Annotated in this window: 18 protein-coding genes (1 of these 18 cut by a window edge); 13 read left to right on the top strand and 5 right to left on the bottom strand. The window is 56.6% G+C overall.

The window, feature by feature from the left end; all coding sequences use genetic code 11:
* Positions 1-3: 3 nt before the first annotated feature.
* The 7 genes from AC0J4F_RS04425 to AC0J4F_RS04395 all read left to right on the top strand — a co-directional run bounded on the left by AC0J4F_RS04425 (position 4) and on the right by AC0J4F_RS04395 (position 6714).
* A complete protein-coding gene (locus tag AC0J4F_RS04425; protein WP_473025531.1) occupies positions 4-1623 on the top strand; it encodes an AMP-binding protein in 1620 nt (539 codons plus the stop codon).
* 133 nt (positions 1624-1756) lie between these two features.
* Positions 1757-2893 (top strand): ABC transporter substrate-binding protein, encoded by a 1137-nt coding sequence (locus AC0J4F_RS04420; protein WP_422019964.1) that lies wholly within the window; start codon positions 1757-1759, stop codon positions 2891-2893.
* 53 nt (positions 2894-2946) lie between these two features.
* Entirely contained in the window at positions 2947-3867 is a 921-nt protein-coding gene (locus tag AC0J4F_RS04415) for a branched-chain amino acid ABC transporter permease (RefSeq protein ID WP_473025530.1), read from the top strand.
* The gene (locus tag AC0J4F_RS04410; protein WP_473025529.1) at positions 3864-4847 is read left to right on the top strand and encodes a branched-chain amino acid ABC transporter permease; all 984 of its coding nucleotides are present in this window, start codon (positions 3864-3866) and stop codon (positions 4845-4847) included. The genes AC0J4F_RS04415 and AC0J4F_RS04410 overlap by 4 nt, the downstream gene beginning before the upstream one ends.
* Positions 4840-5589, top strand: coding sequence for an ABC transporter ATP-binding protein (locus tag AC0J4F_RS04405; RefSeq protein WP_133945632.1), 750 nt, complete (start codon positions 4840-4842; stop codon positions 5587-5589). The genes AC0J4F_RS04410 and AC0J4F_RS04405 overlap by 8 nt, the downstream gene beginning before the upstream one ends.
* Entirely contained in the window at positions 5586-6275 is a 690-nt protein-coding gene (locus AC0J4F_RS04400; RefSeq protein ID WP_473025528.1) for an ABC transporter ATP-binding protein, read from the top strand. The genes AC0J4F_RS04405 and AC0J4F_RS04400 overlap by 4 nt, the downstream gene beginning before the upstream one ends.
* 43 nt (positions 6276-6318) lie before the next feature.
* On the top strand, positions 6319-6714 hold the full coding sequence (locus tag AC0J4F_RS04395) for a RidA family protein (protein ID WP_473025527.1): 396 nt from the start codon (positions 6319-6321) through the stop codon (positions 6712-6714).
* Between the two features lie 5 nt (positions 6715-6719).
* On the opposite strand, the gene uxaC is transcribed toward AC0J4F_RS04395, so the two are convergent.
* The 5 genes from uxaC to AC0J4F_RS04370 are packed head-to-tail and all read right to left on the bottom strand — an operon-like array spanning position 6720 to position 13818.
* Positions 6720-8132 carry a glucuronate isomerase gene (gene uxaC, locus AC0J4F_RS04390; protein ID WP_473025526.1) on the bottom strand — a complete coding sequence of 471 codons (1413 nt, stop codon included), beginning with the start codon at positions 8130-8132 and terminating at the stop codon, positions 6720-6722.
* A gap of 15 nt (positions 8133-8147) precedes the next feature.
* Positions 8148-9575, bottom strand: a complete 1428-nt coding sequence (locus AC0J4F_RS04385) for a mannitol dehydrogenase family protein (RefSeq protein WP_473025525.1) — start codon at positions 9573-9575, stop codon at positions 8148-8150.
* Between the two features lie 11 nt (positions 9576-9586).
* Positions 9587-11965, bottom strand: coding sequence for a glycoside hydrolase family 31 protein (locus AC0J4F_RS04380; RefSeq protein ID WP_473025524.1), 2379 nt, complete (start codon positions 11963-11965; stop codon positions 9587-9589).
* Positions 11966-11973: 8 nt separating this feature from the next.
* A complete protein-coding gene (locus tag AC0J4F_RS04375) occupies positions 11974-13275 on the bottom strand; it encodes a TRAP transporter large permease (RefSeq protein ID WP_473025523.1) in 1302 nt (433 codons plus the stop codon).
* A gap of 18 nt (positions 13276-13293) precedes the next feature.
* Positions 13294-13818 (bottom strand): TRAP transporter small permease, encoded by a 525-nt coding sequence (locus tag AC0J4F_RS04370; RefSeq protein WP_133945657.1) that lies wholly within the window; start codon positions 13816-13818, stop codon positions 13294-13296.
* A gap of 237 nt (positions 13819-14055) precedes the next feature.
* Between AC0J4F_RS04370 and AC0J4F_RS04365 the strand changes: the two genes are divergently transcribed.
* The 6 genes from AC0J4F_RS04365 to AC0J4F_RS04340 form a co-directional block, all read left to right on the top strand.
* Positions 14056-15039 (top strand): TRAP transporter substrate-binding protein, encoded by a 984-nt coding sequence (locus AC0J4F_RS04365; RefSeq protein ID WP_473025522.1) that lies wholly within the window; start codon positions 14056-14058, stop codon positions 15037-15039.
* 21 nt (positions 15040-15060) lie between these two features.
* Positions 15061-16884 (top strand): glycoside hydrolase family 2 protein, encoded by a 1824-nt coding sequence (locus AC0J4F_RS04360; protein ID WP_473025521.1) that lies wholly within the window; start codon positions 15061-15063, stop codon positions 16882-16884.
* The gene (locus AC0J4F_RS04355; protein ID WP_473025520.1) at positions 16881-17621 is read left to right on the top strand and encodes an FCD domain-containing protein; all 741 of its coding nucleotides are present in this window, start codon (positions 16881-16883) and stop codon (positions 17619-17621) included. Before AC0J4F_RS04360 ends, AC0J4F_RS04355 begins: the two co-directional genes overlap by 4 nt.
* Before the next feature lie 81 nt (positions 17622-17702).
* Positions 17703-18875 (top strand): mannonate dehydratase, encoded by a 1173-nt coding sequence (gene uxuA / locus AC0J4F_RS04350; protein WP_473025519.1) that lies wholly within the window; start codon positions 17703-17705, stop codon positions 18873-18875.
* Positions 18876-18968: 93 nt separating this feature from the next.
* Complete coding sequence (locus AC0J4F_RS04345; protein ID WP_473025518.1) at positions 18969-19385, top strand: dihydroneopterin aldolase; 417 nt, start codon at positions 18969-18971, stop codon at positions 19383-19385.
* Between the two features lie 72 nt (positions 19386-19457).
* Positions 19458-19662, top strand: partial view of a dihydropteroate synthase gene (locus tag AC0J4F_RS04340; RefSeq protein ID WP_209176707.1) — the start only. 680 nt of this gene lie beyond the right edge of the window; the window shows 205 of its 885 coding nt (coding positions 1-205); it begins with the start codon at positions 19458-19460; its stop codon lies beyond the right edge, outside the window.

Here is a 19662-nt window from a genome sequence, read left to right as displayed (position 1 = left end):
CCAATGCTGGGTCCCACCGCTCACACCGACACCTTTGCCCGGGACAACCTTCCGCCCCAGAACCAATGGCCGGAGTTTCTTCTGGATGGATTTGACTATCCCGATCACATCAATGTCGGCGTTGAGCTCACCGACAAGATGGTCGAGAAAGGCTTTGGAGATCATACGGCGTTGATCGGCAATGGTCGCCGCCGGACCTACAAGGAACTCTCCGACTGGACCAACCGCCTCGCCCATGCGCTGGTGGAAGATCTGGGTGTGAAGCCGGGCAACCGTGTCCTGATCCGCTCGGCCAACAATCCGGCGATGGTGGCCTGCTGGCTAGCGGCGACCAAGGCGGGGGCTGTTGTCGTCAACACCATGCCAATGCTGCGCGCGGGGGAACTTGCCAAGATCGTCGACAAGGCCGAAATCGAGTTCGCACTGTGTGACACACGGCTGATGGACGAGATGGTCGCCTGTGCCAAGACATCGTCATATCTTAAAAAAGTCATCGGCTTTGACGGCACGTCCAACCATGATGCCGAACTCGACCGCCTTGCACTGACCAAATCCGTCCGGTTTGACGCGGTCAATACTGGCCGGGACGATGTTGCCCTGCTGGGATTTACTTCCGGATCCACAGGATCGCCCAAGGCGACAATGCATTTTCACCGGGACATCCTGATCATTGCGGATGGCTATGCCAAGGAAGTGCTCGGCGTCACACCGGATGATGTGTTTGTCGGATCTCCGCCGCTCGCCTTTACCTTCGGCCTTGGTGGTTTAGCGGTCTTCCCGCTGCGTTTTGGGGCTGCAGCCACGCTTCTGGAGAACGCTTCACCGCCGAACATGATCGAGATCATCCAGACCTACAAGGCTACGGTCTGCTTTACGGCGCCAACGGCCTACCGGGTCATGCTGCAGGCAATGGAAGAAGGCGCAGACCTCTCGTCCTTGCGGGCGGCAGTCTCAGCGGGTGAAACGCTTCCGGCACCGGTCTACGACGCCTGGATGGCAAAGACGGGTAAACCGATGCTGGACGGCATCGGGGCAACTGAAATGCTGCATATTTTTGTTTCCAACCGGTTTGATGATCACAAGCCAGCCTGCACCGGTAAACCGGTCTCGGGCTACGAGGTCAAGATCGTTGGCCAGGATGGAGAACCTGTCGCGCGTGGCGAAGTCGGACGGTTGGCCGTGCGTGGCCCGACCGGATGCCGCTATCTCGCGGATGAACGTCAGAAAAACTATGTCATCGACGGCTGGAACATTACCGGCGACAGTTTTTCCATGAGCGAAGACGGTCATTTGCACTTCGCCGCGCGCAATGACGACATGATCATATCCGCCGGTTACAACATTGCCGGACCGGAGGTTGAAGCCGCGCTATTGGCGCATGATGTAGTGCTGGAATGTGCCGTCATTGGCGTGCCAGACCCAGATCGCGGGTCCATTGTTCAGGCACATATCGTCCTTGCCGAGGGCCATGAACCAACGGACGAGCTGACCAAGGCGTTGCAGGATCACGTGAAAGCGGTCATCGCACCTTACAAATATCCGCGCTCCATCATTTTTGCAGACACATTGCCGAAAACGGCGACAGGGAAGGTTCAAAGGTTCCGGCTTCGGGAAGAGCTGTAGGACAGCGCTTAGAATAAACCGGCGTTTGGGCAGCGTCGGGGATCAAACATGGCCCCTTGGTTTTAGACGGTCAAAGACGCCGCAGAGCCACGTAAATCGGGAACAGCAGGTCAAATTCTTTAGGAGAACCAACATGAAACAAACACTACTTGCGGCGGTTGCCGCACTCAGCCTCAGCGTTGCTGCGGCGTCTGCAGAGCCGGTGAAGGTCGGCATGATCACCACCTTGTCCGGCGGCGGCGCCGGTCTTGGTATTGATGTGCGCGATGGCTTCATGTTGGCGGTCAAGCAGTCCGGCAATGAAGAGATTGAAGTCATCATCGAAGACGATCAGCGCAAGCCGGATGTTGCTGTGAAGCTTGCCGACAAACTTGTGCAGGCCGAAAATGTGGACGTTCTGACCGGTCTCATCTGGTCGAACCTTGCCATGGCGGTGATCCCATCCGTAACAGCGCAGGGAAAGTTCTATCTGTCGCCGAACGCTGGCCCGTCCATGTTGGCCGGCAAGGGCTGTCACCCGAACTACTTCAACGTGGCCTGGCAGAACGACAACCTGCATGAAGCCGCCGGTGCGTTTGCGAATGTCGAAGGCTACAAGAACAGCTTCATTCTCGCGCCGAACTATCCGGCCGGCAAAGACGCGCTCACAGGCTACAAGCGTCTTTACAAAGGCGATTTGGCAGGCGAGCTCTACACCAAGCTGGGGCAAACCGACTATGCGGCCGAACTGGCGCAAATCCGCGCGTCCGGTGCAGACAGCGTCTACTTTTTCCTTCCAGGCGGCATGGGCATCTCATTCCTGAAGCAGTATGCGGGCAGCGGCATCGACCTGCCAGTTGTTGGCCCGGCGTTCTCCTTTGACCAAGGCATCCTGCAGGCTGTCGGCGATGCGGCGCTTGGTGTCCGCAACACCAGCCAATGGTCCAAGGACATCAACACGCCGGTTAACAACGCTTTCGTTGAGAGCTTCCAAGCGGAATACGGCCGTTTGCCGTCGCTTTACGCGTCTCAGGGGTTCGACACCGCCAATCTGCTGCTGTCCGCCATGGCAAAAGCTGACGTGAAGGATGCGGATGCTTTCCGGGAAGCGCTTCGGGAAGCTGATTTCAAGAGCACGCGCGGCGAATTCAGATTCGGCCCCAACAACCATCCGATTCAGGATATCTACGTGCGGGAAGTCATTAAGGAAGGCGATGTCTTCACCAACAAGATCATCGGCAAGGCGCTGAACAGCCATTCAGATGCCTATTGGTCCGAGTGCAACATGTAAGGTGATGTTTGGCCTCGGTCATTCGATCGGGGCCAGCTTTCGGGTGGAACTGCATGTCTTTGATATTGCTGATAGAGCAGATTTTGAACGGCCTCCAATTCGGGATCATGTTGTTCCTGATGGCCGCAGGTCTGACGCTAATCTTCGGAGTGATGGGGCTGATCAATCTGGCTCATGGATCGCTCTACATGATCGGGGCCTTTTGCGCCGCAGCTGTTGCCGGAGCGACCGGATCATTCCTGCTGGGATTGATTGCGGCGCTGGCCGGGGCTGCCATAGCCGGAGCCCTTGTCGAACTTGTCGTCATCCGGCGGCTCTATACGAAGGATCACCTGGATCAAGTGCTCGCGACTTTCGCGCTGATCCTGATTTTTTCGGAAGGCACGCGATGGCTGTTCGGCTCTTTTCCGCTCTTTTTGGATATTCCCGATGCGCTGTCCGGACCGGTGACACTTCCTGGCGGCATTGAGTATCCGCTTTACCGGCTGACGCTGATCATTGTCGGATTGCTTGTCGCAGCCGGTTTGTTCCTCCTGATTTCGCGCACCCGCCTTGGGATCCAGATCCGGGCCGGGGAAAACGACCGGGAAATGATCGCAGCGCTCGGTGTCGACATTGCCAAGCTTTATACAATCGTCTTTGCGCTGGGGGCCGCGCTTGCCGGTCTTGCCGGAGCGCTTGTCGGAGCCATCCAGTCGGTACAGGTCGGCATGGGCGAGCCTGTGTTGATTTTGGCTTTTGTTGTCATCGTCATCGGCGGCATTGGGTCGATCAAGGGCGCGCTCATTGGCGCGATCCTGGTCGGCCTCACAGATACGCTCGGTGGCATCTTCCTGCCTGAGCTGATGAAACTCTTCTTCAGCCCGGCAACCGCTACCTCCGTCGGGTCTTCGATCGCCTCCATGTCCATCTACATCCTGATGGCTGCAGTCCTCGTGTTGCGCCCAACCGGTCTGTTTGGAGCGCGTGCATGACCCGGGAAACAATGTTCAACTCGGCCGCGCTCGCCGCGCTGGCCCTCGTTCCGCTCTGGGCGCATTTTTCCGGTGAGCCGTTCACCGTGACCCTTGCCACCCGCGCTGTCATTCTTGCGCTGGCGGCGGTCGGTCTGCACATAGCCCTGGGTCTTGGCGGTCTTGTCAGCCTTGGACACGCTGTCTTTTTCGGGATTGGCGGGTACGCGATGGGTATCCTTGCCCATCATGCGCAGACTTACACCCCATTGATGGAATGGCCCTTCGTTATCGAGGGTACCAAATCCATGCCGGTGATCTGGCTGGTCGCCGTGGTTCTGTCGTCGGTTGTGGCCTATTTCATCGGCCTCCTGTCACTGAGGACCTCCGGCGTTTATTTCATCATGATCACGCTCGCATTCGGACAGATGTTCTTTTTCTTCGCGATCAGCTGGAGTGCCTATGGCGGTGAAGACGGCTTGTCGATCTATGTCCGCAATGGCTTTCCGGGCGTGAACACGCTCGTTCCGATCCAGTTCTACGGCTTGTGCTTTGTGATCCTCGCAGCGGTGATGTTCTTTGCCGCACGGTTGCAACGATCACCTTTTGGTCTTGCGCTCAATGCGGCACGTCAGGTGCCGGACCGGGTCGAAACCGTTGGTCTGAACCCGATGCGCTTGCGTCTGGTTGCGTTCGTGTTGTCCGGTGCGATCACGGGTCTCGCCGGGGCTCTCTTTGCCGATCTCAACCGGTTTGTCAGCCCGACCATGTTCTCCTGGCAGATGTCCGGGGAGTTGATCATTTTCATCATCCTTGGCGGGCTTGGCAGGCTCTATGGCCCGGTTGTGGGGGCGGTTGTTTTTGTGGCGCTTGAGCACATCCTTGGCGACTTGTCTGACTACTGGCACATCTATTTGGGTGTCCTGTTGCTGGGTGTCGTGCTGTTCGCACGCGGTGGCATCATCGGCATGCTGCTCGGCCGGGAGGTGGCCCATGACTGAGGCAATTCTCGCAACACAGGGCATCTCCAAGAGCTTCGGAGCACTGAAGGCCAGTGACGACGTTTCAATTGATCTGATGGCGGGAGAAATCCACGCGATCATCGGACCAAACGGGGCCGGGAAATCGACCTTGATCAAGCAGATCTGTGGCGGTCTCAAGCCGGACACCGGAACGGTCAAGCTGTTGGGAGAGGACGTCACTGATCTGCCGACGGAACTGCGGGCCCGCGCCGGGCTCGGACGGACTTTCCAGATCTCGGCACTCGCGATGGAAGACACAGTTCTTCAAAATGCGGTGCTGGGTGCGCTGGGTGGTCAGGGAAATCCGTGGCGTTTTTTCAAGCCGGTTCTGAAAGACAAGGATCTTTTGGACACGGCCATGGAGGCATTGGAGCGCGTCGGTCTTCAAGATCATGCAAAGACACGCACGGCAGAACTCAGCCATGGTCAGAGACGCCAGCTGGAAGTGGCCGTTGCCCTGACACTGAAACCGAAAGCCTTTGTGATGGATGAACCCATGGCAGGCCTTGGAACGGAGGGTTCCAAGCGGCTGACCGAGTTCCTTGGCGATCTTCGCCATCAGGCGCCGATCCTGTTGGTTGAACATGACATGGACGCTGTTTTTGCATTGGCCGACCGGATCAGCGTACTGGTCTACGGCAAAGTCATCGCAACTGGCACAGTTGAGGAAATCCGCGCCAATAAAGATGTACGCGATGCTTATCTGGGAGACGAAGCATGAGTGCGCTTTTGGCTCTCTCCAATGTCACGGCCAGTTATGGCCCCAGTCAGGCGTTGTTTGACGTGTCTTTGTCGATCGGCGAAGGCGAAGTGGTCGCCCTGATGGGCCGCAACGGCATGGGCAAGTCAACAACGGTCAAAACGATTTGCGGCATGTTGCCGTCCGGCGGAGAAATCCGGTTCAAGGACAAGGTGATCGGTGGATTGCCGAGCCACAAGGTTGCGCGCCTTGGTGTGGGGTTGGTGCCTGAGGGCCGGCGGTGCTTTGCCGATCTGTCGGTTGAGGAGAACCTGACCGCTGCAGCTCGTCCCGGGATCTGGGACTTCGCCAAGGTCGCGGAGCTGTTTCCGCGTCTCGCCGAGCGCCGGAACCAGAAGGCAGCCTCGCTGTCTGGCGGTGAACAGCAAATGCTGGCGATCGGCAGGGCCCTGATGACCAATCCGATCCTCGTCATCCTGGACGAGGCGACGGAAGGCCTTGCCCCGATCATTCGGCAGGAAATCTGGGCGGCCATCAGCCATCTGAAGAACAGCAGTGGACTGTCGATCCTCTTGGTCGACAAGTCTTTGAAAGAGTTGCAGCAGGTCGCCGATCAGGGTGTCATCCTGGAACGGGGCCGAACGGTCTGGTCAGGCCGGATGGCGGATTTGGACGCGGAGACCGGAGAAAAATATCTCGGGATCTAGGGAGTTTGTCTCTTAAGTCCCGGGCAAATAAGAAAGACGCATTATGAGCCACAAAATCATTCATCCCGACGGCTGGGCCCCGGCGAAGGGGTACGCCAACGGTGTCTTAAGCCGCAAGGGCGTTTTGCATATCGGCGGTCAGATCGGCTGGAATGCCGAGCAGGTTTTTGAGACCCATGATTTCATCGGGCAGATGGAACAGGCGCTCAGGAACATACTTGATGTCGTTCTTGCAGCTGGCGGTAAGGCCGAGGATATCGTCCGTTTGACCTGGTTTGTGACCGACAAGAAGGAATACCTCGCCCGTCAGAGCGAAATTGGCGCGATCTACCGGAAGGTCATGGGACGTCATTTTCCAGCAATGTCGATGGTCGTGGTCGCTGGTCTGATCGAAGATGAAGCCTTGGTCGAGATCGAGGCGACAGCCGAGATCGAGTGAAGGTCCTAACTTGCAGGCAAGAACCAGTCCCGGGCATTTTCGTAGCAGATGCGGCGGATAAGACCGTCGCTCAGCTCTTTATGCGCGGGGATAGATCCATCCTCGACCCATCGGCCAACCATCCGGCATACCAGCCGCCGGTAATATTCGTGCCTTGGGAATGACAGGAAAGACCGGGAATCGGTCAGCATGCCGATAAAACGTGAGAGGAGGCCCATCTGGGCAACCTGCGTGAGTTGCCGTTCCATTCCGTCCAGCTGATCATTGTACCACCAGCCTGGCCCTGCCTGGATTTTGCCCGGCTCAGACCCATCCTGGAAGTTGCCGGCAATCGTCACCAGCATCTCGTTGTGGATCGGGTTGAGCGCATAAAGGATGGTGCGCGGAAGGCCTTTTCGGGAATTGATCAGGTCGAGCACGGAATTGAGCGAAGAACCGATCCCGGCATCTGACATGCAATCGCCGCCAACATCGGGGCCAAGAGCCCTGAACAGACGGCTGTTCTGATTGCGCAAGACACCGATGTGGTACTGCATGACGATGCCGCGCTCGGCATAAGCTTCACCCAGTTCAATCAGCACCGCCGCTTTAAAGTCGGCCGCATCTTGTGCCGACATGGGCCAGCCGTTTTGCCCGCTCCGCAGGATGATATCGAGTTCACGTGGAGGCCGCTTTTCAAAGGCCGGCAAATCGTTGAGACCGTGATCCGCCGCCTTGCAGCCGAGAGACACAAAAAAATCGAGCCGGTTGAGCAGAGCCGCAATCAGCGTGTCGAAACTGTCGACTGCAAAGCCGCTGGTCTCACCCAGTTTGCGGCAATAAGCGGCAAATCCTGGCGCTGTGGGAACGAGCGCCTTGTCTGGCCGGAAACTCGGGGCCACTGGAAACGGAAAGTTCGGATCGGATTGCAGAGCGGCATGTGAGGCAAGGTCGTCTGTCGGATCGTCTGTCGTGCCCACATATTCGACCTTCATGGAGGTCAATAGACCCCGGGCACTGTGGCTCGGTTGCTTCAACGCAGCATTGGCGAGCTCCCAGACTTCTTCCGCGGTGTCGGGTCCGAAAATGCCATCCCATTGAAAGTAGCGCTGCAGTTCCAGATGGGTCCAGTGATAGAGGGGATTGCCTAGGCAATGCGGGATGGTTTGCGCGAAAGCATCGAATTTGTCCCGATAGTCCGCAGTACCTGTCACGAGCTCTTCGGGCACCCCGTTCCAACGCATGGCGCGCCACTTGTAGTGATCGCCCTCCAACCAGATTTCTCCTATCGACCGCCAGGATTTGTTTTCCGCAATGGCTGCCGGATCTAGATGATTGTGAAAGTCGACGATCGGAAGATGCTTGGCAACGTCATGGTAGAGGCGACGGCTGGCCGCTGTATCAAGCAAAAAGTCCGGGCCGAGAAAGGGTGCGGTCATAAAAGGTCCTTGGTGCTACGCTGCCAGTGCCGCGCGCGCGCCGTCTTGTTTCAGTGTTTTGTAGGCGTGTGTTACCTGCTTTACAAATGCTGGCTCGGCAGGAAGGTCAGACCCAAAAATACCGGCCAGCAACATCATGTTCAGCACATAATCCTCATCGTCTGATCCCGCGACAAGTTCCTTGATGCGGCCAGCGTGCGGGTCGTTGACGGGCAGGTCTGCACCGGTCTCTGAAGTGCCCCGGCAGTACCGCATCCAACCGGCTACGGCCAACGCAGACAGCTGCCAGGGGCGGTCTGCTTCCATATGACGTCTGATTGGCGCCAAAAGCCGTTGCGGCAGTTTCTGGCTGCCGTCCGATGCAATTTGCGTGGTTTTGTGGCGAAGGGCCTGATTGGAAAAACGCGTGATCAGTTCGTCGCCGTAGGCAGAGATATCGAAGCCACCTGGAACGGACAAAGTTGGGGCTTGCTCGCCCATCATGAGGTTTTGGGTCGCGGTTTTGAAGACAGGATCAGCCATGCAATCGGCAATCGTCTCCTTGCCGGCAAGAGCGCCAAGATACGCCAGGAACGAGTGGCTGCCGTTCAGCATGCGCAGCTTGATCTCTTCATAGGGTTCGACGTCGGGGACGAAACTTGCCCCTGCCAAATCCCAGCTGGGCTTTTCTCCGGCAAAACTGTCTTCAATCACCCATTGCCTGAACGGTTCACACAAGATGCCGTTGGGGTCGGGCGCGCCTAGCGCGCCAGTCAGTTTCTCAAAAGACGCCCCGGTCATGGCCGGCGTAATACGATCGACCATGGAACTGGGAAACCGGCAGTTTTCAAAGATCCAGTCTTTCAGCTCGGGATCCCGCTTTTCGGCAAACTCAAGAACGGCCGTTCTGCAGAGTTTGCCGTTAGACGGGAGATTGTCGCAGGACAGAATTGTGAGCCCGGGCAGCTCCTGTTGGCTTCTCAGTCGCAAGCCCTCGACCAAAAGGCCGATGGCCGTCTTTGGATCGGTTGGCTGTTTGAGGTCGGCCGCGATGCCTGCATTTTCAAGATCGAGGTGCCCGCGGGTGAGGCCGTAGCCCTTTTCCGTGATCGTCAAAGTGATCACGCGCAGATCCGGATCGCAGATCTGGGCAATCAGTGCGCCGATGCCATCGCGATGGGGATGAAGTGTCTTGATCACGGCGCCGACTTGCCTGAGCGCAAGGGTATCGTCAGACATTTCACCGACCGTGAACAAACCGCCCGCCTTATCAAGCGCGGAGAGTTCGTCTGCTCCCGAGTTCAATCGGGCAACCACCATGCCCCAGTCGCTTTTGTTTTGGCGCAATAACTCGTCTTGAAAGACCGCAGTATGCGCCTTGGCAAAGGCACCAAACCCGATATGAAATACGCGGGGCTTAAGTAAACTGCGATCATAGTCGGGGAGTGAGAGGTTTACGGACATAATTTAAAGGCTCAAACAAAGAAAAGGGGTGTCTCCGTGCTGGTCGGAGCACCGTTGACAACTAGCGGAGAAGACCCGGCAAGCCAGAGGTCGACTTGATCATAGGCAGGCTTGTAAGTGCCACTCATATGCCAGTTCAGCATAACCGTTGTGCTGTTTCGTGACAGGGTCATACGTGTCAGACAATGGTCTGAGACAAGAGCATTGGCAGAGACACCGTCATCATCATAAGCACGGTTCTCGCGCGCTGGGGCATCTGGGTCCTGCGGGTATATGCGCCACGTTCGTGTCTTGTCAGTCTGTGCCGTGCTGCGCGCATTCGGACCGGCCATCGGTAACACCGTGCCGCCACGGACGAAAAGCGGAATAGTGTCTTGAGTGACTGGCACGTCCAGCATCTGCCCGCCCGGATACCAGGTTGTTCCTGCAAAATCCCACCAGCCTTCCGGACAGGCGGGCAGGGGAACTGAGCGGCTCTGCGCGCCTTTTTCAATGACCGTTGCGACAAGCAGATCGGTCCCAAGAAGGAATTCGAACTCGGAGGCTTGCGCCAGCTGGTCTTCCGGAAAATCCAGCCACAGGGGGCGCAACATCGGTTCGCCGTCGGTAACGGCCCGGTATAGAAGTGTGTAGAGATACGGGATTAGCTGGGCCCGAAACTTGAGAGCCTTGCGGATCAGCGGGGTGATCTCCGGATACATCCAGGCTTCATTCGCAGTGCCGTCGTCATTCCAGGAGTGAATCGTGAAGCGTGGATGGAAGATGCCGTTCTGCACCCAGCGGAGAAACAGCTCCGGTTCCGGCTTCGGGCCAGAAAAACCGCCGACATCATGCCCGATGTTGTAAAAGCCCGACAAGCTAAGCCCGAGCCCCATCGGAATATTCCACCGAAGCGTGTCCCAGCTGGTGTAATTGTCGCCGGTCCAGGTTTGGGCGTAGCGCTGTGTGCCCGGTGCGGCGCAACGGGAAATCAGATAGGGGCGCTTTGCCGGCTGATCCGCAACCTGCGCATCGTAGGATGCGCGGGTCATCAGCTGGCTGTGCAGTGGGCGTATTAGTCCAACGGGGATTTCTTTGCCAAACCCGGTGCAAGCAGCCTCGTCATCCCAGACTTCATATTCATTGTTGTCGTTCCAGGTGCTGGAAATGCCTTTGTCGAACAGCTTTTCTTTCAGATTTTTCTGCCACCAGGCAATGGTTGCTGGATTGGTGAAATCGAGATGTGACCCGGTTCCGTCCCAAAATGGCGATTGCTCCGGAGCGTCGGTCTCGCTGTCCTTGATGAAAAGACCGGCCTTTTCGGCTTCCTGAAAAAGGGGATGGTCTTCCAGAAGTACCGGCTTGATATTTGCGATCAGATTGATGTTCGCGTCGGCATAAGCCTTGGTGAAGCCACTGACATTTGGAAAGCGATCCGTGTTCCAGTGAAAGACATACCGCTTTTCCTCGATGGCGGTGTAGCCGGAGGACATCTGGAAACTGTCGCACGGCATGTCTTCTTCGGCGAGTTTTGCTAAAAAACCGTCCAGACGTTCCTGGGCGTTTTCTGAATCCGTATACGCCATCGTAGAGCCGGAATAGCCCAAGCCCCAGCGCGGCATGAAGGCGGTACCGCCGGTGAGCCAGTGGTGGCGCTTAACGATCTCCAGCACCGTTGGTGCCCACGAAAAATAGTAGTCGAGCTCACCATCCGAAGCGCGGAATGCGCGGAAGGCAGGATGATAGTTGTCCTTCTCATTCCCAAGATCGAACCAGCAATGGGCGAGCGTGTCGTAGTAAAGCCCATAGGCGCCAAGCGGTCCGCGGTCCGTTATTGTGAAGGGGATGTGCTTGTAGAGCGGGTCGGTTGTTCGGGCGTCATATCCCATCGCATCGAGATTTCGCATCTCGAAGCGGCGCCGGGATCTTTCCAGGGAGCCGGTTTTTTCACCAAGGCCGTAATAGCGTTCGCCATCAAACCGGCGCATGAAGTGAGATTTGCGGTGATCGCGGCGGCCTATCATGTAGGCGTCCTGCGGTCGGTCTCGCGCAATTACTTGCCATTCTGCGTTTGTCGTTTCCCGGCTCTCCCAGATGAGAGCCAATGGTGTTTCGACGGTCAGGCGCAGACAGTCTGTCGTGAGTTGCAGTTGGGTATTGTCCTGGGTGAGCGAGAACTCAGGACAAGTGAACCCACTGAGATCATCGCGAGATCGTCCTTCCCATGGAACATCGTCCTTCGGCGCAATCGCCCAGGTCCGGTCCAGCCGGTGAACCCTGTCTTTGAGAAGCGAGACCCGGATGAGGGCGTGTTCCAGAACCCGGATCACGAGCGCATGCTGATCTTCAACGAGGAGCGCGATGCCAGTTTCTGTCTGCTCGGCCAGTGTCCAGTGTTTGAGTGCTTTCATATCTGAACTCAGTACCCGAGCAGCAATTGAGGCAGGAACAGGCTGATTTGCGGGATGTAGGTGACGACCAGCAGCAGGCCGACCAACACGGCGTAAAACGGAAGCATTGGCTTGATCACATCCCCGATTTTGACCCCGCCGACGGAACACCCGACAAACAGAGCCGACCCGACCGGTGGTGTACAGATCCCAATGCAGAGGTTGAAGGTCATCATGACGCCGAAATGCACCGGATCCATGCCAAGATCTGTGACAACCGGCAGGAAGATCGGCGTGAAGATCAGCAGTGCTGGGGTCATGTCCATAAAGGTGCCGACAATCAGCAACGCGATGTTGATGATCAACAAAAGAATAAGCGGATTGTCTGACAGCCCGAGAAGGATATCGGAGATTGCATATGGGATGTCGGCAAAAGCCATGGCTTTCGACATTGCAATGGAGCAGCCGATCATCAAAAGAACAATGGATGTGGTAACTGCACTTTCCAGAATGATGCTGGGCAGCTGGCGCCAGGTGATTTCGCGGTACCAGATGACGGCCAGAAAGAGCGTGTAAACGACAGCCACAGCAGAGGCTTCGGTCGCAGTGAAAATCCCGCCGATGATCCCGCCCATCACGATGACGATCAGGCCGAGCGGTAGGACCGCGCCAAGGGTTTTGTCGATGACTTCGCGGGTGCTGGGCCGCGGCGCGATTGGATATCCGCGGCGCTTTGCAATGATGCCAGCAACCAGCATGAGGCAGAGACCCATTAGGATCCCAGGGACATAACCGGCCACGAACAGTGCCGCGATCGAGGTCCCGTTGGTGATCAGTGAATAGACGATGAAGGTTGCGCTGGGTGGTATAAGCAAGCCTGTCGGGCAGGAGGCGATGTTCACAGCCGCGCTGTAGGCCGGGTCATAGCCTTCCTTTTTCTGCAAAGGTGACATGACACCCCCAACAGCTGCGGCAGAAGCTACGGCCGATCCGGAAATCGACCCGAACATCATGTTGGCGAGAACATTGCAGTGCGCCAGTGACCCAGGCAAACGCCCGCCCAGAACCTTGGCAAACTCGATAAGCCGCAGGGCAATGCCGCCCCGGTTCATGATGTTGCCGGCGAGAATAAAGAACGGGATGGCGAGCAGGGTGAAACTGTCCAATCCCGAAGCCACCTGCTGGGCGACGATATAGACCGACTGGTCGAAAGACATGAACAGGAGGAACGTCGCAAAGGCGGCAAGGCCGATGGAAAAGGCGATCGGAACGCCCAAAACCATGAGCAGCACAAAGGTCCCGAACAGGACCGCGACGGCTTGGATATCCATTTATGAGCTCCTCAGGGCCTAGGTCAGCGGTCCGCCGGGGGCAGGCGGTTCAAGTTGTTCGTTGGGGCCGCGGCCATCGCGCACGAGGTCGGCTAGGAACGTCAGGCAATAATAAAGAATGCAAAATCCGGAAAACGGGATTGCAACGTAGATGAACCCCATCGGGATGCGGAGCGCTGGCGAAACCTGACCGGTTTCAAGCGTACGGCTGACCAATCCGAGGCCGCCGTAAATCATGATAAGGCCAGCAAAAAGAGCGATCGCGCCGATGATGCCTGCGTTGACGGCGAACCTGGCTCTGCCAGTCGTTACAACGGGCAGAAGGTCAATTGCCAGATGCCGCCGTTGGCCGAGAGTGTAAGCGCCGCCCAGCAGGGCGACCCAAATGAACAGGAACCGTGCCATTTCGTCGGTTACGGTGCTCGGGCTTTCCAGAACGTATCGCGAGAAGACCTGCCAAACGACACAGACAACCAGGACGGCGAAAGCTGATGTGATGACGAGGCGCAGAACGAAATCCACCCCTCGGGTTAAAGCGGTCACGATGATCCTCCCAGCCTGTCAATCGCGTGCATGGCGAGTTGGACACCCACACGCTTGGCACCCTTACACTTGCGCCAGGAAATAAAATTGGTCAACCAATTTTGCAAAAAAGGTTGACTGATTTTCGAAATTGGACGAACAATTCGACCTCAACGGCACCTGAAGCCGTGAAATGGGTATACCGGAACGTTCCATGAGGGAGCTGAGCCGGGTCCAGCCCTCACCTGGGAGGAAGTCATGTCGAAGTTCATCAAGGTTGCGGCACTCTTGGCCGCGGGCGCCGTCGCGTTCGGCTCAGCCGCCAACGCCAAGACGCTACGCCTAAATCACAACAACCCGGAAGACCATCCGCTGCATAAGTCCATGGAATTCATGGCGGATCGCTTGGAAGAGTTGACCAACGGTGATCTGAAAATCCGCATCTATGCTAACGCGCAGCTCGGAACGCAGCGCGAATCCATGGAACTGATGCAAAACGGTGCGCTCGATATGGCCCGCTCCAATGCTTCGGAGCTGGAAGCCTTTGAAGAGTCGTATGGCGCTTTGAATCTGCCCTACATCTTCGTCAACGATGATCACTATTATGATGTCCTGTCCGGCGACATCGGCGCCGATATCCTCAAGGCTTCAGAGGACAAGGGCTTCATTGGCGTTGCTTACTATGTTGAAGGTGCCCGGTCGTTCTACGCCAACAAGGAAATCAACTCTCCGGCAGACCTTCAAGGCATGAAGATCCGTGTCCAGCCGAGCCCGTCCGCGATCCGCATGGTCGAACTGCTTGGTGGCAACCCTACACCTATTGCTTGGGGTGAACTCTACAGCGCACTTCAGCAGGGTGTTGTTGATGGCGCAGAGAACAACCCGCTTGCATTGACGTCCGCCCGCCACGGCGAAGTGAGCAAGGTCTACTCAAACGACGGTCACACGATGATCCCGTCTGTTGTGATGATCTCCACCAAGTCCTGGAATGAACTAAGCGATGATCACAAGGCTGCACTGACCAAAGCAGCGCGTGAGTCCATGGATTTCCACCGCGAGCAGTGGGATGCCATGGTTGCTGAGGGAATCGAAACCGCGAAGAACGAACTCGGTGTGAAATTCATCGAAGTCGACAAGGGCCCGTTCATCGAAGCGGTCTTGCCGATGCATGAGGAAGCCGCTGCCAAGTCCGAAAAAGTTGCGGACCTCATCAAGCGCATCAAGGCGATCGCGCCTCAATAATTTGCAATCAGGACCTGACCGATGCTCGAACGTTCCCATTTGGCTGATAATGCGCTGCAAGCGCTGCATGATGAAGACTATGATGTTCCGTTTAACACCCAGTCTTTAAATCATGACGGCCTGATCTTCATGGGCGGTCGGGCATCGGAAAGTCTGGATGGAGATTGGACCTTTTGCGTCGACCTCCTCGACACCGGCCTCCGGCAGAAGTGGTTTTCCATGCTGCCGGAAGCCCCGGAAAACCGGACAGAACCGTGGGACTACGATCCCTACATGGGGGAAACCGTTCCTGTCCCGTCCAACTGGGCCATGCGGAAGGAAAAATGGTATTTCTTTGAAGGCAGTGCCTGGTACACCCGCCCCCTGGACATTGACGTTATCGATGAGACCAAGCGAACGTTTCTGCGCTTTGGTGCGGCGGCTTACGACTGCAAAATCTTTTTGAACGGCGAGTTCATCGGCAACCATTACGGTGCCTCGACCCCGTTCTGTGTTGAACTCACCGGCAAGCTAAAAACCGGCCGGAACTGGATCATGGCTTGCGTCAACAACACCCGCACCCGTGACCGGGTTCCAATGCGCAATACGGACTGGTTCAACTACGGTGGAATTTACCGGGAAGTCGGTCTGTTCCAGACGCCAAAAAGCCTGATCAAGGATTTCTTTCTCTATCTGGTGCCGGATGGAAGCTACGAAAAACTCTGTGCCGAAGTGACCATTGATGGCCCCCCGAGCGGCGAACCGGCGCGCCTTTCAATTCCGGGCCTTGGCTTGGAGTTGGACGTACCGCTGGATTCATCCGGCAACGGCAAGATTGAGTTTGCCGCAAATCCTCAATTGTGGAGCCCGGATACACCGGTACTTTATGACGCGGAAGTTGTTTATGGCGGTGACAAGATCCGTGATCGTGTAGGTTTCCGCCAAATCGAACGCCGCGGGACCGATATTGTTTTGAACGGTGAAGCCTTGTTCCTGCGTGGGATTTCCGTGCACGAAGATGATGCCGCGCTGGGCAAGGTGACAACCGAAGTCGATCTGCGCGCCCGGTTTGATCACGCCCGCGAACTCGGTTGCAACTACTTGCGTCTTGCGCACTACCCGCACCATGAGTTGGCCGCGCAATTGGCCGATGAACTTGGTTTTCTCCTTTGGGAGGAAATTCCGGTCTATTGGGCGATCGATTTTAAAAACCCGGCAACCTACCGGGATGCGGAAAACCAATTGAGCGAATTGATCAAGCGTGACCGTAACCGGGCGAGCGTTGTCATTTGGTCGGTCGGTAATGAAAACCCGGACACTGATGCGCGCCTGGACTTCATGAAGAACCTCGCTGAGACTGCGAAACGGCTAGACCCGACACGGCTGACCTCTGCAGCCTGCCTGGTTAATCATGCCCGGAACCGGATTGAAGACCGTCTTGCGCAGCACATCGATGTCATCGGTCTCAACGAGTACTACGGCTGGTACGAGGAAGACTTCGAGGATTTGGCGGCAATCGGCGAAAACTCTGATCCGGATCGCCCGGTGGTCATCTCCGAGACCGGGGCTGATGGTGTTATTGGCGGCAAAGGCCCGAAAACAGGTTTTTTCAGCGAAGACTACATGGCGGAAGTCTACACCAAACAGATTGCCACCCTGCGGCGCCTTGCGTATGTCAAAGGCATGTCGCCGTGGATCCTGTATGATTTCCGCGTGGAACGGCGTCAGAACATCTTTCAAAATGGCTACAATCACAAGGGCCTGATCGCCGCCGATAAGAAGACCAAGAAAAAGGCATTCCATATCCTGGCCGAGTACTATCATCAGATCGCGGCCGGTCAGGAGGATGCAAGGAAAGCATCATGACCAGCGACACTCCCAAACGCCGGTATCAGGAAATCGCGCAGATCCTTGCGCGGCGGATCGCCCATGACGGTTATAAGCCAGGCGACAAGTTTCCAACAGAGCGTCAGATTTCCGAGGAACTGGGCATCAGCCGGTCTTTGGTTCGTGAAGCCTTCATTATGCTGGAAATTGAGGGCTATCTTGACGTGCGCAAGGGGTCCGGGAGTTATGTTGCCACCGGCGAGAAGCTCTTTCTGAGCAATCCGAAACCTGATTTCGGCCCTTTTGAACTTTTGCAGGCTCGCCAGCTTTTGGAAAGCAGCATTGCCGGATTTGCAGCCAGCACGATCACCAAGAGCGACATCGTTCAGCTGCGAGACACGCTGGAACTGGAGCGGAAAGCCATCGCAAACGGCGAAGAGGATTATTTGGCCGACCGCCAGTTCCATCTTCAAATTGCTGAAGCCACCCAAAACAGTGTCCTATTGGCACAGGTAGAGGAGCTCTGGAGCAAGCGCGAGAACAGCCCGATGTGGGCCCGCTTGCATGATCGGATATTTGATCTCAGCTACCGGGCCAAGTGGCTCGATGATCACGCTGAAATTCTGGAGGCCTTGCGACACCGCAATTCGGAAGCTGCGCGTAAGGCCATGTGGCAACACCTTGAGAATGTGCGGTTGACGCTTTTGGAGCTTTCAGATGTGGGAGATCCCGAATTTGACGGGTATCTTTATAAGCCCGCGGCTGTATCGAATTAGCATGGCTGGATAGTTTATTCAGATTCACGGGAGGCACTGGGGGGTGTTCGGCGGCATGAAACAAAAAGAAAGACAGATGCGATGATCGAATGCTGGCGCTGGTTTGGTCCGGATGACCCGATTTCCCTGCGCGATGTTCGTCAGACCGGCGCTACCGGTATCGTTACAGCGCTTCATCAAATTCCAAACGGCACCTATTGGCCGGAAGAAGAAATCGCAAAACGCCGCCGCATGATTGAGGCAGCGGGCCTTACTTGGGAAGTGTGTGAAAGCGTCCCGATTCACGAGGACATCAAGACCGGGGCATCGGGTTGGGAGCGCTGGGCGGAAAACTGGGCTGAAACGGTGCAGGCGCTGGCTCGTGAGAACATTCGCACCATCTGCTACAACTTCATGCCGGTGCTCGACTGGACCCGAACGGATCTCGATTATGAATTGCCCGATGGGGCAACCGCCTTGCGGTTTGAATTCGTTGCATACGCGGCATTTGATCTTTTTATCCTCAAACGTGAGGGCGCTGAGGCCGACTACAGTCAGAACGATGTTGCTCATGCTGAAGCGTGGCTTGATCAGCAGACCGACGAAGACAAGGATCGTCTGGTTCGAACCATCATTGCAGGACTGCCGGGATCTGAAGAAAGCTACACGCTCGACACATTCCGGGAGCATCTGGCAGCTTACAAAACAATCGACAGGGCGAGCCTATTCCAGAACCTCGCGAACTTTCTGGAGATTGTTGCGCCGGTGGCGGAGGAAGAAGGGGTGAAGCTTGCCATTCATCCAGATGATCCGCCGCGGTCGCTTTTCGGCTTGCCGCGGATCGTCGGCACCCTTGAGGATCTCATCCGGATCAAAAGCCTGAACACATCTCAAGCCAATGGGTTCACGGTCTGCTCTGGCTCTCTCGGCGTTCATCCGGACAATGATCTTCCTGCGATTATTGACGCCCTGGACGACAGGATCCATTTCGCACATCTGCGGGCCACAAAACGCGAAGCGGACCCGCGCAGTTTTCATGAAGATGCCCATCTGGCGGGCGACGTCGACATGGTCGCAATCGTCCGGGCATTGCGGACGCTGGAGCGTAAAAGGGGTAAGGCCCTTCCCATGCGTCCCGACCATGGCCATCGTATGCTTTCAGATTTGAAAGAGACATCGACACCTGGATACCCGGCCATCGGGCGTCTGCGCGGACTTGCCGAATTGCGCGGTGTCATGCGCACTGTTGATGTCTATGAGGCTTCCCCTAGTTAACCCGCTCTGAAAATTCGCAAGAAAGTGCGGCTTGACCGATGGGGCTTAAAAACGCCATCCCTGTCTCGAGCATGCAAGCAGGAACAGGGCACGATGGACATATCTGCACAGACGGATAACGAGACCACATACGATATCATTGAGGATGGCCGGGACACGATCGTGATCGAAGGCCTTCTTGTAGCCGCCGAAATTGGAGTCCTCGACAGCGAAAAAGGCCGCACACAAGGGCTCCGCTTTGATGTCGAAATCAGGACCGTGCCTGGCTATCGCAAGATCGTCGCCGAGACCGGATCCTATGTCTCTTATGCGGACACTGTATTTTTCATTCAGGACAAGGTCGCCAATGGCGGCCATGTTGAACTGGTGGAAGAATGGGCCGAGGCGGTGGCAGCTTTTGCCTTGCAGAACCCGCTTGCCGATTATGTGACGGTGAAGGTGACAAAACCTGAGATCTTTGAAGACGCAGCCGGCGTCGGCATCCGGATTTCACGCAAGCGACGCGCCTGACCTTGCCTGTGCCGTGCGCGGGACTATCTGCCAGCCGGTACACGCCTTATCCCCTCCAGGAGATACTTCTAGATGATTTCCGCAGACCGCGTTCTTCCCCTTTGGTTAAAGTACCGGGAGGCGCTGGAAACCCCGATCCGAACCTTTGACTTTCCAAAATTTGGAAAAACATTTGAGGACCGAACCTATCAAATGGGGGTTTTGAACCTGTCTCCGGACAGCTCCTATCGGGAAACGGTGTGCCACACTCTTGAGGCAGCGCTTTACCGGGGGCGCC

Source organism: Roseibium sp. R5, from assembly GCF_055755305.1.
This window is presented reverse-complemented; position numbering and strand designations above follow the sequence as displayed.

Excerpts from the sequence above, each read along its gene's own strand:
- AC0J4F_RS04425 (WP_473025531.1), top strand. The coding sequence starts at position 4 with ATGCTGGGTCCCACCGCTCACACCGACACCTTTGCCCGGGACAACCTT.
- AC0J4F_RS04420 (WP_422019964.1), top strand. The coding sequence starts at position 1,757 with ATGAAACAAACACTACTTGCGGCGGTTGCCGCACTCAGCCTCAGCGTT.
- AC0J4F_RS04415 (WP_473025530.1), top strand. The coding sequence starts at position 2,947 with ATGTCTTTGATATTGCTGATAGAGCAGATTTTGAACGGCCTCCAATTC.
- AC0J4F_RS04410 (WP_473025529.1), top strand. The coding sequence starts at position 3,864 with ATGACCCGGGAAACAATGTTCAACTCGGCCGCGCTCGCCGCGCTGGCC.
- AC0J4F_RS04405 (WP_133945632.1), top strand. The coding sequence starts at position 4,840 with ATGACTGAGGCAATTCTCGCAACACAGGGCATCTCCAAGAGCTTCGGA.
- AC0J4F_RS04400 (WP_473025528.1), top strand. The coding sequence starts at position 5,586 with ATGAGTGCGCTTTTGGCTCTCTCCAATGTCACGGCCAGTTATGGCCCC.
- AC0J4F_RS04395 (WP_473025527.1), top strand. The coding sequence starts at position 6,319 with ATGAGCCACAAAATCATTCATCCCGACGGCTGGGCCCCGGCGAAGGGG.
- uxaC (WP_473025526.1), bottom strand. The coding sequence starts at position 8,132 with ATGACCGCACCCTTTCTCGGCCCGGACTTTTTGCTTGATACAGCGGCC.
- AC0J4F_RS04385 (WP_473025525.1), bottom strand. The coding sequence starts at position 9,575 with ATGTCCGTAAACCTCTCACTCCCCGACTATGATCGCAGTTTACTTAAG.
- AC0J4F_RS04380 (WP_473025524.1), bottom strand. The coding sequence starts at position 11,965 with ATGAAAGCACTCAAACACTGGACACTGGCCGAGCAGACAGAAACTGGC.
- AC0J4F_RS04375 (WP_473025523.1), bottom strand. The coding sequence starts at position 13,275 with ATGGATATCCAAGCCGTCGCGGTCCTGTTCGGGACCTTTGTGCTGCTC.
- AC0J4F_RS04365 (WP_473025522.1), top strand. The coding sequence starts at position 14,056 with ATGTCGAAGTTCATCAAGGTTGCGGCACTCTTGGCCGCGGGCGCCGTC.
- AC0J4F_RS04360 (WP_473025521.1), top strand. The coding sequence starts at position 15,061 with ATGCTCGAACGTTCCCATTTGGCTGATAATGCGCTGCAAGCGCTGCAT.
- AC0J4F_RS04355 (WP_473025520.1), top strand. The coding sequence starts at position 16,881 with ATGACCAGCGACACTCCCAAACGCCGGTATCAGGAAATCGCGCAGATC.
- uxuA (WP_473025519.1), top strand. The coding sequence starts at position 17,703 with ATGATCGAATGCTGGCGCTGGTTTGGTCCGGATGACCCGATTTCCCTG.
- AC0J4F_RS04345 (WP_473025518.1), top strand. The coding sequence starts at position 18,969 with ATGGACATATCTGCACAGACGGATAACGAGACCACATACGATATCATT.